Genomic DNA, 12,538 nt, shown 5'->3' with positions numbered 1-12,538 from the left:
TGTTAGCGGACTTCTCCGCAGGTCAGACAGATCGCGTAACGGTTCTGCGGATCGTTCAAGTTATTGAACAAACCCGGCTGCTCTTTCACCGCATTGGCGACCGAGGCCAGCGGGGCAGGCAGCATGGCCTGAATCGCCGCCGGCAGCATGGCGTGAATGGAAACGCCGAACTGGCTGAGCACCATATCGCTCAGGCTCGGAGTGTCGACGAACCAGTCGAGCTGCCACTGTTGCAGTTTCGCCAGCTCAGCGGCTTTCTTCACCGCATCGTCGAAATCGCCCAACTGATCGACCAGGCCGTTGGCCTTGGCGTCGCTGCCGAGCCACACGTGGCCCTGCGCGATTTGGTCAACCTGCTGCGGGGTCATCTTGCGTGATTTGGCGACCAGATCGAGGAAGTTCTTATACCCGTTTTCGATATTCAGCTGCATCATCTGCGAGAACTCCTGCGGCAACGCCTTGGTGACCGCGATATCGGCCAGCGGCGATGTCGCCACGCCGTCGGTGTGCACGCCCAGCGTATCCAGGGTTTTCTCGTAGGTATTGATGATGCCGAAAATACCGATGGAGCCGGTCAGCGTGCTCGGGCTGGCGATGATGTAGTCGGCCGGCGTCGAGACCCAGTAACCGCCCGACGCGGCCATGCCGCCCATCGACACCACCACCGGTTTGCCGGCGGCGCGCACGGCGGCCAGCTCGGAGCGGATCACTTCGGACGCGCTGACGCTGCCGCCAGGGCTGTTGACGCGGAACACCACGGCTTTGACGGCCGGATCCAAACGGGCCTGACGCAGCTCGGCGGCGGTGGTGTCGCCCCCGACGTTGCCCGGCGTCTGCGGGCCGTCCATGATGGCGCCGTTGGCGAACACCACGGCGATCTTGCCGCCCTGGTTGGCGTCCGGCTTCGGCTGGTAGTCGTAGATGCTGATGGCGTTGAAATCGTTCGCCTGTTTGTCCCAGCCGAAGGTTTTGACCAGCTGATTTTCGATCGCGGTGCGCGACGCCAGCTCGTCCACCAGCTTATTGTCCAGCGCATAGCGGGCGGTGTCGCCGCCTGCCGCCTGCAGGCCGCTCAGCACGCCGGCGGCGCCGGGGAACAGCTGCTGCGGCGTCAGCTGCCGGTTGGCCGCCACGGTTTCCAGATAGTTCTGCCACAGACCGCCAATCCAGCGGCTGTCCGCTTCGCGCGCCGCCGGGGACATGTCGTCGCGGATCAGCGGTTCGACCGCCGATTTATAGGTGCCGACGCGGAAGATATTGGTGGTGACCTTGAGCATGTCCAGCAACGACTTGTAATACAGGTTGTTGGTGGCGAAACCGTGCAGATCGACCGCGCCCTGCGGCGAGAGGTAGACCTTGTTGGCGTAGCTGGCCAGGTAGTATTGCGTTTGATTGTAACTGTCGCCGATGGCGAAGATCGGTTTGCCGCTGTCGCGGAACTCGCGCAGCGCTTTGCCGATATAGCGCAGCGACGGCTGATCGGCGCCGGCGAAGTCATTCAGCTGCAACACCATGCCGGTAATGTTTTTGTCGTCTTTGGCCTTGCGGATGCTGTCCACCACGTCGAACAGCGAGTTCTCCTGCAGGCGGCTGCTGGAGGCGCCCAACAGTTCACGCCCCCATTGCCGCACCCGGTTGTTTACCGAAGGCTGATCGACCACCACGCCGCTTAAATCGACCAACAGCGCGCCGCGCGCCGGGGCCGTCGAGGTGGAGGAACTTTGGAAGGACAGATAGATGCCGACCCCAACCAGGATCAGCAGGACCAGGAACAGGTTAAGGATCAGTTCCCTGATAAAATTCAGCAGACGCCATGTCCACCGGAAAATGCCGGCAATAATTTGCCACAATGTGCGCATGTGCTCTCCAACAAGAGTCGAGAATGTTCCGCTATCCTAATGAGCGGCCGGGTAAATGTCAGCTTTAAATCGTGGCACACAGACGCTATCGCCGAGGCTGTAACTCGCCGTTTAGCTATGTTAACGTGGCCGGAATGAAAATTGTTATCAGGAGTTTACGATGGATGCTCTGGATCTTTTATTGAATCGTCGCTCGGCTTCGCGCCTGGCGGAACCGGCGCCGGCGGGGGAAGTGCGCCAAAACATCATCAACGCGGGCCTGCGTGCGCCCGATCACGGCGCGCTGCAGCCGTGGCGTTTCGTGATGATCGAGAATCAGGGCCTGGAGCGCTTCAGTCAGCTGCTGCAGGCGGCGGCGAAGCAGGATCAGTTGGATGAAGCGGCGATCGAAAAAGCCACCAAGGCGCCGTTCCGCGCACCGCTGATCATCACCGTCATCGCGCATTGCACTGAAGAGACCAAGGTGCCGCGCTGGGAGCAAGTGGTTTCCGCCGGTTGCGCCGTGCAGGCGATGCAGATGGCGGCGCTGGCGCAGGGTTTTAACGGCATCTGGCGCACCGGCGCCTGGACCGAGCATGCGCTGGTGCGTGAAGCCTTCGGTTGCCGCGAGCAGGACGAGATCGTCGGTTTCCTCTATCTGGGCACGCCGCAGCTGAAGGCCGCCACTAAAGTGACGCCGCCGGACAGCACGCCTTTCGTCAGCTATTTCTAAGTATTATCCGACGGGGCGCGGCGAAAATGCGCCAAACCCCGCAAAATTGCATGGTTTCTGAGCAGGCCGTTCGCTTATCGGCGGCCCGCTCTTATCAATCCCCTCGGCAAGCGCTACCCTATGTTATCTTGAGTGCCGTTATCGAAGGGAGTGGACTATGACATCGCCAGCGATCCGTTTAACCCAGTACAGCCATGGCGCTGGCTGCGGCTGCAAAATCTCACCGAAAGTTCTCGAAACCATCCTGCACAGCGAGCGGGAGAAATTTGTCGATCCGCGTCTGCTGGTCGGCAATGAAACCCGCGACGACGCCGCGGTGTATGACATCGGCAACGGCGTCGGCATTATCAGCACCACCGACTTCTTCATGCCGATCGTCGACGATCCGTTCGATTTCGGCCGCATCGCCGCCGCCAACGCCATCAGCGACGTGTACGCCATGGGCGGCAAACCGATCATGGCGATCGCCATTCTCGGCTGGCCGATCGCCAAACTGCCGCCGGAGGTGGCGCAGCAGGTGATCGACGGCGGGCGTTTCGCCTGCCAGCAGGCGGGGATCGCGCTGGCCGGCGGCCACTCCATCGATACGCCTGAACCTATCTTCGGCCTGGCGGTCACCGGCGTGGTCAATACCGAGCGGGTGAAGAAGAACAGCGCCGCGCAGGCCGGGGCTAAACTCTATCTGACCAAGCCGCTGGGCATCGGCGTGCTGACGACCGCCGAGAAGCAAAGCAAGCTGCGCCCTGAGCATCAGGGGCTGGCGACGGACGTGATGTGCCGCCTTAACAAGCCGGGCGCCGACTTTGCCGAGGTGGCGGGCGTCACGGCGATGACCGACATCACCGGTTTTGGCCTGCTGGGCCACCTGAGCGAGGTATGTCAGGGCTCCGGCCTGCAGGCGACGGTCTGGTTCGATCGGGTGCCGAAGCTGCCGGACGTCGAGGCGTATATTGCCGAGGGCTGCGTGCCGGGCGGTACCGGGCGCAACTTCGACAGCTATGGCCATCTGGTGGGCGAGATGAGCGATCTGCAGCGCCAGTTGCTGTGCGATCCTCAGACCTCCGGCGGTTTGCTGTTGGCGGTATTGCCGGAGGCGGAAGCGCAGGTGCTGGCGATTGCCGAACAGCATGGCATTACGCTCAACGCCATCGGCGAGCTGCATGTGGCATCGGCCGATAAGCCGCTGATCGAGGTCGTGTAGTGTCCAACATGCAAGGAAGGCCGGACAGCGACAATTACCAACGCATTTTCCTGCAGGACGTGGCGCTGATTGACGTGCGCGCGCCGATCGAGTTTCAGCAGGGCGCCTTCGCTCAGGCGCTGAACCTGCCGCTGATGATCGACAGCGAGCGGCAGGCGGTGGGCACCTGCTATAAACAGCATGGGCAGCAAGCGGCGATAGCGCTCGGCCACAGTCTGGTGAACGGCAAACTGCGCGAACAGCGCACCGCCGCCTGGCTGGCGGCCTGTGCGCAGCGGCCCGAAGGCTATCTCTATTGCTTCCGCGGCGGTCTGCGCTCGCAGCTGGTGCAGCAATGGCTGCATGAGGCCGGCGTCGAGTACCCGCGTATCATTGGCGGTTATAAGGCGCTGCGCAATTATTTGCTCGGCGTGCTGGCGCAAAGCGCAGCATTGCCGATGGTCCTGGTGGGCGGCAATACCGGCAGCGGCAAGACGTTGCTGGTCAACGAACTGGCCGACGGCGTCGATCTGGAAGGTGCGGCGCGCCATCGCGGTTCATCTTTTGGTCGAACGCTGGCGGGCCAGAGCTCGCAGATCGATTTTGAGAATCGTCTGGCTGTGTTATTGCTGAAAAAACAGCATGGTGGCAGCCGCCGTTGGGTGCTGGAAGACGAAGGGCGGATCATCGGCAGCAACAATTTGCCGCTGCCGTTGTTCAATGGGATGCAGCAGGCGCCGGTGGCGGTGATCGACGATCCGTTCGACATTCGCCTGGCGCGTTTGCAGGCGGAATATATCGACGGCATGCGCGAACAGTTCGAACAGGCCTATGGCATGGAAGAGGGCTGGCGACAGTACGACGACTATCTGCACCACGGCCTGTACGCCATACGCCGCCGCCTGGGGCTGGAACGCTTCCAGCAGCTGACGCAACGACTGGAAGCGGCGCTGCGGACACAGCGGCTCAGCGGCCAGGGCGAGGCGCACCGCGAGTGGCTGGCGCCCCTGTTGCAGCAGTACTACGATCCGATGTATTGCTATCAGTTGGAAAAGAAAGCCCAGCGGATTGTCTTCCGTGGGAACTATGCAGAAGTAAGAGAATTCTTGATGACGTTCAGCCAGAAAAACGGTGAATAATGCGACTGTTCATAGCCGAGAAACCGAGTTTGGCGCGCGCCATTGCCGACGTATTGCCCAAGCCGCATCGCCGCGGCGACGGGTATATCGCCTGCGGCAACAACGATGTGGTGACCTGGTGCGTCGGCCACCTGTTGGAGCAGGCTCAGCCTGACGCTTATGACAGCCGCTATGCGCGCTGGTCGTTGGCGGATCTGCCGATCATTCCTGAAAAATGGCGGTTGCAGCCGCGGCCGTCGGTCAGTAAACAGCTCAACGCCATTAAAAAGTTGCTGCTTGAAGCCGATGAAGTGGTTCACGCCGGCGACCCGGATCGCGAAGGGCAACTGCTGGTGGATGAGGTGCTGGACTACCTGGATCTGACGCCGGAAAAACGCCAGAACGTGCGCCGCTGTCTGATCAACGATCTCAACCCGCAGGCGGTGGAACGCGCGGTTGAACGCCTGCGCGACAACCGTGACTTCATCCCGCTGTGCGTGTCCGCCCTTGCGCGCTCACGCGCCGACTGGCTGTACGGCATCAATATGACCCGCGCTTATACGCTGCTGGGCCGCAACGCCGGTTATGACGGCGTGTTGTCGGTGGGCAGGGTGCAGACGCCGGTGCTGGGGTTGGTGGTGCGGCGCGATGAAGAGATCGAAAACTTCGTGCCGAAAGACTTCTTTGAGGTCAAGGCGCACATCGTTACGCCTAAAGAAGAGCGTTTCGTGGCGCTGTGGCAGCCCAGCGAGTCGTGCGAGCCTTATCAGGACGAAGAGGGGCGCTTGCTGCACCGGCCGTTGGCGGAGCACGTGGTCAAGCGCATCGAGGGCCAGCCGGCGCTGGTCACGTCCTATAACGATAAGCGGGAATCAGATACCGCGCCGCTGCCGTTTTCGCTCTCCACGCTGCAAATCGAAGCGGCCCGGCGTTATAACCTCAGCGCCCAACAGGTGCTGGACGTTTGCCAGCGGTTGTACGAAACCCATAAATTAATCACCTATCCGCGTTCCGACTGCCGCTACCTGCCGGAAGAACATTTCGCCGGCCGTCACGCGGTGCTGAACGCCATCAGCGTGCACCAGCCTGAGCTGTATCCGCAGCCGGTGATTGACAGCGATCGCCGCAACCGTTGCTGGGACGATAAAAAAGTCGATGCGCACCACGCTATCATTCCCACCGCCCGTGCCGGCAAGATTAATCTGACGCAGGATGAACGGAACGTGTATGGGCTGGTGGCGCGCCAGTATCTGATGCAGTTTTGTCCGGATGCGGTATTCCGCAAATGCGTGATTGAGCTGGATATCGCCGGCGGCAAATTTATCGCCAAGGCGCGTTTCCTGGCGGAAGCCGGTTGGCGTACGCTGCTGGGGAGCAAGGAACGCGACGAAGAAAACGAAGGCGCACCGCTGCCGGTGGTGGCTAAAGATGATGAGCTGCTGTGTGAGCTCGGTGAGGTGGTGGAGCGCCAGACGCAGCCCCCGCGGCCGTTTACCGACGCCAGTCTGTTGTCGGCCATGACCGGCATCGCGCGCTTCGTACAAGATAAAGCGCTAAAGAAAATCCTGCGGGCGACCGATGGTTTAGGTACGGAAGCGACGCGAGCGGGGATCATCGAATTGCTGTTCAAACGGGCGTTTCTGTACAAGAAGGGACGCTATATTCACTCCAGCGAAACCGGGCGCGCGTTGATTCACTCGCTGCCGGATCTTGCTGCGCGTCCTGATATGACGGCCAACTGGGAGGCAACGCTGACGCAAATCAGCGAGAAATCCTGCCGTTATCAGGACTTTATGCAGCCGTTGGTCGGCACGCTGCAAGAGCTGATTTATCAGGCTAAGCAGAGCCGGGCGAGCATGGCGTTTCGTGGGTTGCCGCCGCCGCCTTCCAGCGGAGGCAAAAAACGCAGGAAAAGCGCCGGTAAGGCGCAGGAGAAGAGTGAATGAAGCACGGACTCAATGGGGTGCTGGCTGCCGCTGCCCTGGCGTACTGCGGCCTGGCGGCTGCCAACCGGGGCGATGTGGACGTGGTGTTGCCGGTTTCGCCGGAGATTTGGGGCACGGCGAAAAACGGCGCCAATTCGCCACCGGCGCAACCCTGCAACCGCTGTTGCGTCTACCAGAATCAAAACTATTCCGAAGGCGCGGTGCTCAAAGTCGAAGGAGAAGTGCTGCAGTGCGTGCGTGAGCCTAACACCATCGGCACCAACCCCTTGATTTGGGTGCGATTGAAGAAGTGACCATGTAACCTATCGCCGCGCTCAGCGTGCATCGCCTTGCGCGGCGATATAGTCCGCCAGCAGTGGAACGTCGGCCGGGGCCAGGGTATATTCCTGCGCCTGTTGCGGCGTGACCCACACCAGCGCTGAGTGACAATGCAGCTGCAATTCACCGGAGAACTCCGCGACTCGCCAGGCGTGCAGCCGGATGAGGCGTTCGCCTTGCTGCCACTGATTGCTGCCCACATAGTTGCCGATACGGGCGCAAATCCCCAATTCTTCATCCAGTTCGCGCGCCAGCGCCTGCGGTTGGCTTTCACCCGGCTCAACTTTGCCGCCGGGAAACTCCCACAGACCGGCCTGATCGCTGTCTGCGCCGCGCTGGGCCAGCAAAATGCGGCCATTTTTTTCCAGAATGGCGGCTACCACGTCGATAATTTTCATTGGCTTCACAGAGTAAAACCCCGGCGGACGCCGGGGTGATGGGGTTACAGCGTAAATTCCGCCCAGACCGGCGCATGGTCGGAAGGTTTCTCCATGCCGCGGGTTTGGTAATCGATGCCGGTGGCGATGCAGCGCGAAGCCAGCGGGGTGCTGGCCAGCAGCAGATCGATACGCAGGCCGCGGTTGTCGTCGAACCCTTTGGAGCGGTAGTCGAACCACGAAAACTCGTCGTTGCGCCCCGGGTTGGCGTGGCGGTAGGTATCGACCAGGCCCCAGTTCAGCAGGCGGTCCATCCATTCACGCTCTTCCGGCAGGAAGGAGCATTTACCGGTGCGCAGCCAGCGTTTGCGGTTGTCTTCGCCGATGCCGATATCGTAATCGCTGGGGCTGATATTCATGTCGCCCATGATCAGCACCGGGGATTCCGCCGATAGCTGCTGCTCCAGGTAGTTTTGCAGATCCTGATAAAAGCGTGTTTTAGCCGGGAATTTGATCGGGTGGTCGCGGCTTTCACCTTGCGGGAAGTAGCCGTTGATCACCGTCAGCGTGCCCTGCGGCGTAGCCAGATCGGCCATGATGATGCGACGCTGCGCGTCTTCTTCATCGGTCGGGAAGCCGCGGCGCACGGCCAGGGGCTCCGCTTTGGTCAGCAGCGCCACGCCATAATGGCCTTTTTGCCCGTGATAGAACACGTGATAGCCGTGCTGGCTGACTTCTTCCAATGGGAACATGTCATCGTGAACTTTGGTTTCCTGCAGACCGATCACGTCGGGCTGGTGCTGTTCGATAATTGCCGCCAGCTGATGCGGACGCGCGCGCAGTCCATTGATATTAAAAGAGACAAACTTCATGAGCGGTGCCGTTTTCACGAGAAAAATGTGCTGTGATAGTAGCAGAGTTTGGCGGGAAATGTAACGCAGACAGCGGCGAGCCCGCTGACTGCGCAGCCGGCTTTATTTCGCCCAGCGGTCGTAATTTTTGGGTTGATAGTCGTCAAACTGTTGCAGCAGCGTTTGCGCCGATTCGCTGATGTGCAGTGTACCGAGATAGTCGTGGCGCATGAAGCCCTGATCGGCGACGTGTTCGAGGAACTGGCTCAGTGGGCGGTAGAAACCGTTGACGTTCAGCAGGCCGACCGGTTTGTTGTGATACCCGATTTGCCCCCAGGTCCAGATTTCAAACAGCTCTTCCAGCGTGCCGATGCCGCCGGGCAGGGCGATAAAACAGTCCGCCAGCGCCGCCATACGGGCTTTGCGCGTATGCATGTCTGGCACCACTTCCAATTCAGTCAGGCCGCGATGCGCCGTTTCCGCTTCAACCAGGCGCTCGGGGATAATGCCGACAGCTTCACCGCCCGCCGCCAACACCGCGTCCGCCACAATCCCCATCAGTCCTTTTTTGCCGCCGCCGTAGATTAAACGGCGTCCCTGTGCGGCCAGCAATTGCCCCAGTTGGCGAGCCTGCTCGGCATAAGCGGGATTGACGCCTTCGCTGGCGCCACAAAAAACGCAAATATTGTTTCGCATCCACCTGTTCCTTACTGCACTAAAGAAGCCAGTGGTATAGCGAATTGTCGGCCGGAGTTCAAGTTACGGGCGGAGGAGAGAAATAAAACGTCTGGATGAAAGCGGTAAATAAGGGGGAGATAACTTGATTCATTGATACGAGAACATTGGATGCAACGTGTTTTAAGTAGGGTCTGGATTTTTCTGCAAGAGATGGTGGTGGGGGAAGGATGATTCGTCGCTGCGCGACTCACCCTGCGGGCCGCGCTGAAGCGCGTTGTCTCACTGCGTGAGACTCGAACCTTGGTCGAAGCTTCTCATCCTTCCCCAATACGGAGCATTATGGATGCGATGTGCTTTTAATTCGGTTTGGGAGTTTCTGTAAGGGATGGTGGTGGGGGAAGGATGATTCGTCGCTGCGCGACTCACCCTGCGGGCCGCGCTGAAGCGCGTTGTCTCACTGCGTGAGACTCGAACCTTGGTCGAAGCTTCTCATCCCTCCCCAATACGGAGCATTATGGATGCGATGTGCTTTTAATTCGGTTTGGGGGTTTCTGCAAGGGATGGTGGTGGGGGAAGGATTCGAACCTTCGAAGTCAGTGACGGCAGATTTACAGTCTGCTCCCTTTGGCCGCTCGGGAACCCCACCATGGTATTCATGGATTTGCTGATTTTTTAAGGAATGGGCTAAATTCCTATTGTGTGCTTCTAAGGATTACCGCGCTAAAGCGTGTTGTCTCGCTGCGCTCGGCTCGAACCTTGTCGAAGCTTCTCATCCTCCCCCTCGGCGTTTAATGATATTTCAGCTTTCGCTTCAAGTTCATCAACAAAGAGAAGATGGTGGTGGGGGAAGGATTCGAACCTTCGAAGTCAGTGACGGCAGATTTACAGTCTGCTCCCTTTGGCCGCTCGGGAACCCCACCATATACATGGCTATTTAACTGGCCTTGCTTGCGAGAGCGCTGTCTCGGTAAGCGGGGCGCATCATATCAAATGAAGCGGATGTGTAAAGCATTGAAATGCAGAAAATGAATCGTTTGCCGTTTTTTTATTCTTGGCGGTGCATCCCTGAACGAAATGCACCGATTTATTGAGCGATTACAGAATAACGGTGCGATTGCCGTAGACGAAGACGCGCTGCGCCAACACCTGATACAGGGCTCGGCTGAGCACGTTTTTCTCTACGTCGCGGCCGGCGCGCATCATATCCTCGGCGGAATAGGTGTGATCGACGTGGATTACGTCCTGCATGATGATCGGGCCTTCGTCGAGATTGTCGTTAACGTAGTGAGCCGTGGCGCCGATGATTTTCACGCCGCGTTCGTAGGCCTGGTGATAAGGCCGCGCGCCGATAAACGCCGGCAGGAACGAATGGTGAATGTTGATCACCTGATTCGGATAATGTTGCACGAAGGCCGGCGTCAGCACGCGCATGTATTTGGCCAACACCACGTAATCCGGCTGATATTGATCGATCTTGGCCGTCATTTCGCGGTCGTGCTGTTCGCGCGTCAATCCTTCGTGGCTCACCAGATGGAAAGGAATATCGAAACGCTCCACCAGCGTTTGCAGCGTGTCGTGGTTGCCGATTACGGCGGCGATCTCAACGTCGAGGCCGCCATAGGCGCTTTTCATCAACAGATCGCCCAGGCAGTGCGCCTCTTTGGTGACCAGCACCACGATGCGCCGACGTCCGGTGCTGTGCAACTCACGCAGCGAACCTTCCGGCAGCGCGCTGTCCAGATCGGCCAGCAGCGTGTTGTCGTTGAAAATGCCTTCCAGCTCGGTGCGCATGAAGAAACGCCCGGTGCGGTGATCGACGAACTCATTATTCTGGACGATATTGAGCTCGTGTTTGTAACAGATGTTGGTGATCTTGGCGATCAGCCCTTTGGCGTCCGGGCAGATGGTGCGTAACACTTTTCGTTGTACATTTTGGTGTGGCATGGGTTTGAGGATCCTGTCTGATACTGAACGGCCTGTCTGCGCAGGCGTTAACGTGAAGCGCCGGCCGGCTAGCGCCCGCAGCACTTCTTATATTTTTTCCCTGAGCCGCAGGGACATATCGCATTTCGGCCGGGCTGGGGTTTGCTGCCGTCGATATAATACCAACGTTGATCGCGACGAAGGAAGCGTGAGCGCTCATGCATCGCCTGGGGCTCGCCGCTTTCGCCATCGGTGAAGCGGGCGATGAATTCGACGAAGCCTTCGTCCGGCTCATGGCCGGTTTGTTCCTCGACGATCGTCAAGCCCAGCCATTCGGTGTTTTTGAAACTGTCGACGATCGCATTGCGCCATGCTTCGGCGCCGCAGTCGGGGTGCCAGGTGGCGATCAGATAGTCGACGTTATGATTCACGTAGGCGGTGAAGCGTGAACGCATCAGTTGGCCGGGCGTCGGCGCCGGCTGACTGCCGCTGATAAAAGGGGCGCAGCACGCGTTATACGCCAGTCCGCTGCCGCATGGGCATGATTCGGGCAAAATAACTCCTGAGAAAACGAGGCTGAAAATGAATTTAGCGCATATGTTACCTAACAATATTCGTCAGTGACAATCTACCCTGAAAGCAGAGAACACCTTTTACCGAGAGGATGGCGCTATGCGGCAAATCAAGATCGGACTGGCGCTGGGGGCGGGCTCGGCTAAAGGCTGGGCGCACATCGGCGTGATCAATGCGTTAAAGAAACTGGGGATTGAGGTCGATATCGTTGCCGGCTGCTCTGTTGGCGCGTTGGTGGGGGCGGCATTCGCCAGTCACCGTTTGCCGGTGATGGAGCAGTGGGTGCGGTCGTTCAGCTATTGGGACGTCATCCGTCTGATGGATTTTTCCTGGCAGCGCGGCGGTTTGTTGCGCGGCGATCGGGTGTTCAATGCCGTCGGGCAACTGTTGAAGATTAGTGATATTGCCGAATGTGCGCTGAAGTTCGGCGCAGTGACGACCAATCTCAGCACCGGCCGCGAACTGTGGATGACCGAAGGCGATATTCATCAGGCGGTGCGCGCTTCTTGCAGCATGCCAGGTCTATTGGCGCCAGTGTGGGCCGACGGCTATTGGCTGGTGGACGGCGCAGTGGTTAATCCGGTACCGGTGTCGCTCTGCCGGGCGCTGGGCGCCGATATTGTCATTGCGGTCGATCTGCAGCATGACGCGCATTTGATGCAGCAGGATCTGTTCTCGATACGCGGCGAGGACGAAAGCCCGGACGATACGCCTGCGGAGACCTGGCGCGGGCGCCTGCGGGAGCGCGTCGGCAGAATGCGCAAGCGCAAACCGACGACGGCGCCGACGGCGATGGAGATTATGAGCACATCGATTCAAATGCTGGAAAATCGCCTGAAGCGCAACCGGATGGCGAGCGATCCGCCGGACGTTTTGATCCAGCCTTTTTGCCCGCAGATCTCAACGCTGGATTTCCACCGCGCCGATGAAGCGATCGAGGCGGGGTTGCTGGCGGTTGAAAAACAACTGGATCGGTTGTTGCCGTTGATAAAAAATAGATAAT

12 protein-coding genes, 2 tRNA genes and 2 other RNA genes are annotated in these 12,538 nt (G+C 59.4%); 6 read left to right on the top strand and 10 right to left on the bottom strand.

Going from position 1 to position 12,538, the window contains the following annotated elements:
* Nucleotides 1–2: 2 nt before the first annotated feature.
* Entirely contained in the window at nt 3–1,859 is a 1,857-nt protein-coding gene (gene sppA / locus H7A77_RS00295) for a signal peptide peptidase SppA (RefSeq protein ID WP_033643311.1), read from the bottom strand.
* Nucleotides 1,860–2,019: 160 nt separating this feature from the next.
* Here sppA and H7A77_RS00290 point away from each other — a divergent pair, with 160 nt between their 5' ends.
* The 5 genes from H7A77_RS00290 to H7A77_RS00270 all read left to right on the top strand — a co-directional run bounded on the left by H7A77_RS00290 (nt 2,020) and on the right by H7A77_RS00270 (nt 7,108).
* Complete coding sequence (locus H7A77_RS00290) at nt 2,020–2,571, top strand: NAD(P)H nitroreductase (protein WP_004932204.1); 552 nt, start codon at nt 2,020–2,022, stop codon at nt 2,569–2,571.
* Between the two features lie 157 nt (nt 2,572–2,728).
* Nucleotides 2,729–3,772 (top strand): selenide, water dikinase SelD, encoded by a 1,044-nt coding sequence (selD, locus tag H7A77_RS00285; protein ID WP_182073670.1) that lies wholly within the window; start codon nt 2,729–2,731, stop codon nt 3,770–3,772.
* Between the two features lie 8 nt (nt 3,773–3,780).
* Nucleotides 3,781–4,890 carry a tRNA 2-selenouridine(34) synthase MnmH gene (gene mnmH / locus H7A77_RS00280; RefSeq protein ID WP_182073669.1) on the top strand — a complete coding sequence of 370 codons (1,110 nt, stop codon included), beginning with the start codon at nt 3,781–3,783 and terminating at the stop codon, nt 4,888–4,890.
* The gene (locus H7A77_RS00275) at nt 4,890–6,815 is read left to right on the top strand and encodes a DNA topoisomerase III (RefSeq protein ID WP_164057231.1); all 1,926 of its coding nucleotides are present in this window, start codon (nt 4,890–4,892) and stop codon (nt 6,813–6,815) included. The genes mnmH and H7A77_RS00275 overlap by 1 nt, the downstream gene beginning before the upstream one ends.
* On the top strand, nt 6,812–7,108 hold the full coding sequence (locus H7A77_RS00270) for a YnjH family protein (protein WP_033643308.1): 297 nt from the start codon (nt 6,812–6,814) through the stop codon (nt 7,106–7,108). The genes H7A77_RS00275 and H7A77_RS00270 overlap by 4 nt, the downstream gene beginning before the upstream one ends.
* Before the next feature lie 21 nt (nt 7,109–7,129).
* Here H7A77_RS00270 and H7A77_RS00265 read toward each other — a convergent pair whose 3' ends face one another.
* The 9 genes from H7A77_RS00265 to H7A77_RS00225 all read right to left on the bottom strand — a co-directional run bounded on the left by H7A77_RS00265 (nt 7,130) and on the right by H7A77_RS00225 (nt 11,516).
* Nucleotides 7,130–7,531, bottom strand: a complete 402-nt coding sequence (locus tag H7A77_RS00265; protein WP_033650971.1) for a pyrimidine (deoxy)nucleoside triphosphate diphosphatase — start codon at nt 7,529–7,531, stop codon at nt 7,130–7,132.
* Nucleotides 7,532–7,575: 44 nt separating this feature from the next.
* Nucleotides 7,576–8,382, bottom strand: coding sequence for an exodeoxyribonuclease III (xthA, locus tag H7A77_RS00260; RefSeq protein ID WP_004932192.1), 807 nt, complete (start codon nt 8,380–8,382; stop codon nt 7,576–7,578).
* A 102-nt stretch (nt 8,383–8,484) separates the two neighbouring features.
* Nucleotides 8,485–9,057: a TIGR00730 family Rossman fold protein gene (locus H7A77_RS00255; protein WP_089194848.1), complete on the bottom strand. Its 573-nt coding sequence runs from the start codon at nt 9,055–9,057 to the stop codon at nt 8,485–8,487.
* A gap of 193 nt (nt 9,058–9,250) precedes the next feature.
* A non-coding RNA gene (locus tag H7A77_RS00250) (RtT sRNA) lies at nt 9,251–9,378 on the bottom strand.
* Nucleotides 9,379–9,425: 47 nt separating this feature from the next.
* A non-coding RNA gene (locus tag H7A77_RS00245) (RtT sRNA) lies at nt 9,426–9,553 on the bottom strand.
* A gap of 47 nt (nt 9,554–9,600) precedes the next feature.
* Nucleotides 9,601–9,685: transfer RNA gene (locus H7A77_RS00240), tRNA-Tyr, on the bottom strand.
* Between the two features lie 189 nt (nt 9,686–9,874).
* Nucleotides 9,875–9,959: transfer RNA gene (locus tag H7A77_RS00235), tRNA-Tyr, on the bottom strand.
* A 175-nt stretch (nt 9,960–10,134) separates the two neighbouring features.
* Nucleotides 10,135–10,983, bottom strand: a complete 849-nt coding sequence (purU, locus tag H7A77_RS00230) for a formyltetrahydrofolate deformylase (RefSeq protein ID WP_004932187.1) — start codon at nt 10,981–10,983, stop codon at nt 10,135–10,137.
* Between the two features lie 68 nt (nt 10,984–11,051).
* Nucleotides 11,052–11,516 (bottom strand): YchJ family protein, encoded by a 465-nt coding sequence (locus H7A77_RS00225; protein WP_033643306.1) that lies wholly within the window; start codon nt 11,514–11,516, stop codon nt 11,052–11,054.
* 118 nt (nt 11,517–11,634) lie between these two features.
* Here H7A77_RS00225 and rssA point away from each other — a divergent pair, with 118 nt between their 5' ends.
* Nucleotides 11,635–12,537: a patatin-like phospholipase RssA gene (gene rssA / locus H7A77_RS00220; RefSeq protein ID WP_182073668.1), complete on the top strand. Its 903-nt coding sequence runs from the start codon at nt 11,635–11,637 to the stop codon at nt 12,535–12,537.
* Nucleotide 12,538 lies beyond the last annotated feature (1 nt).

This window comes from Serratia sp. ME47 (assembly GCF_903970925.1).
GTDB classification, from domain to species: Bacteria; Pseudomonadota; Gammaproteobacteria; order Enterobacterales; family Enterobacteriaceae; genus Serratia; species Serratia ureilytica.
Note: the sequence above shows the minus strand (reverse complement) of the source record. Positions and strands in the feature narration are given on the sequence as shown.

Bases quoted from the DNA above. Each gene is read 5' to 3' on its own strand.
- H7A77_RS00290 (WP_004932204.1), top strand. From the start codon at position 2,020: ATGGATGCTCTGGATCTTTTATTGAATCGTCGCTCGGCTTCGCGCCTG.
- purU (WP_004932187.1), bottom strand. From the start codon at position 10,983: ATGCCACACCAAAATGTACAACGAAAAGTGTTACGCACCATCTGCCCG.
- H7A77_RS00275 (WP_164057231.1), top strand. From the start codon at position 4,890: ATGCGACTGTTCATAGCCGAGAAACCGAGTTTGGCGCGCGCCATTGCC.
- H7A77_RS00265 (WP_033650971.1), bottom strand. From the start codon at position 7,531: ATGAAAATTATCGACGTGGTAGCCGCCATTCTGGAAAAAAATGGCCGC.
- H7A77_RS00270 (WP_033643308.1), top strand. From the start codon at position 6,812: ATGAAGCACGGACTCAATGGGGTGCTGGCTGCCGCTGCCCTGGCGTAC.
- mnmH (WP_182073669.1), top strand. From the start codon at position 3,781: ATGCAAGGAAGGCCGGACAGCGACAATTACCAACGCATTTTCCTGCAG.
- xthA (WP_004932192.1), bottom strand. From the start codon at position 8,382: ATGAAGTTTGTCTCTTTTAATATCAATGGACTGCGCGCGCGTCCGCAT.
- H7A77_RS00255 (WP_089194848.1), bottom strand. From the start codon at position 9,057: ATGCGAAACAATATTTGCGTTTTTTGTGGCGCCAGCGAAGGCGTCAAT.
- selD (WP_182073670.1), top strand. From the start codon at position 2,729: ATGACATCGCCAGCGATCCGTTTAACCCAGTACAGCCATGGCGCTGGC.
- sppA (WP_033643311.1), bottom strand. From the start codon at position 1,859: ATGCGCACATTGTGGCAAATTATTGCCGGCATTTTCCGGTGGACATGG.
- rssA (WP_182073668.1), top strand. From the start codon at position 11,635: ATGCGGCAAATCAAGATCGGACTGGCGCTGGGGGCGGGCTCGGCTAAA.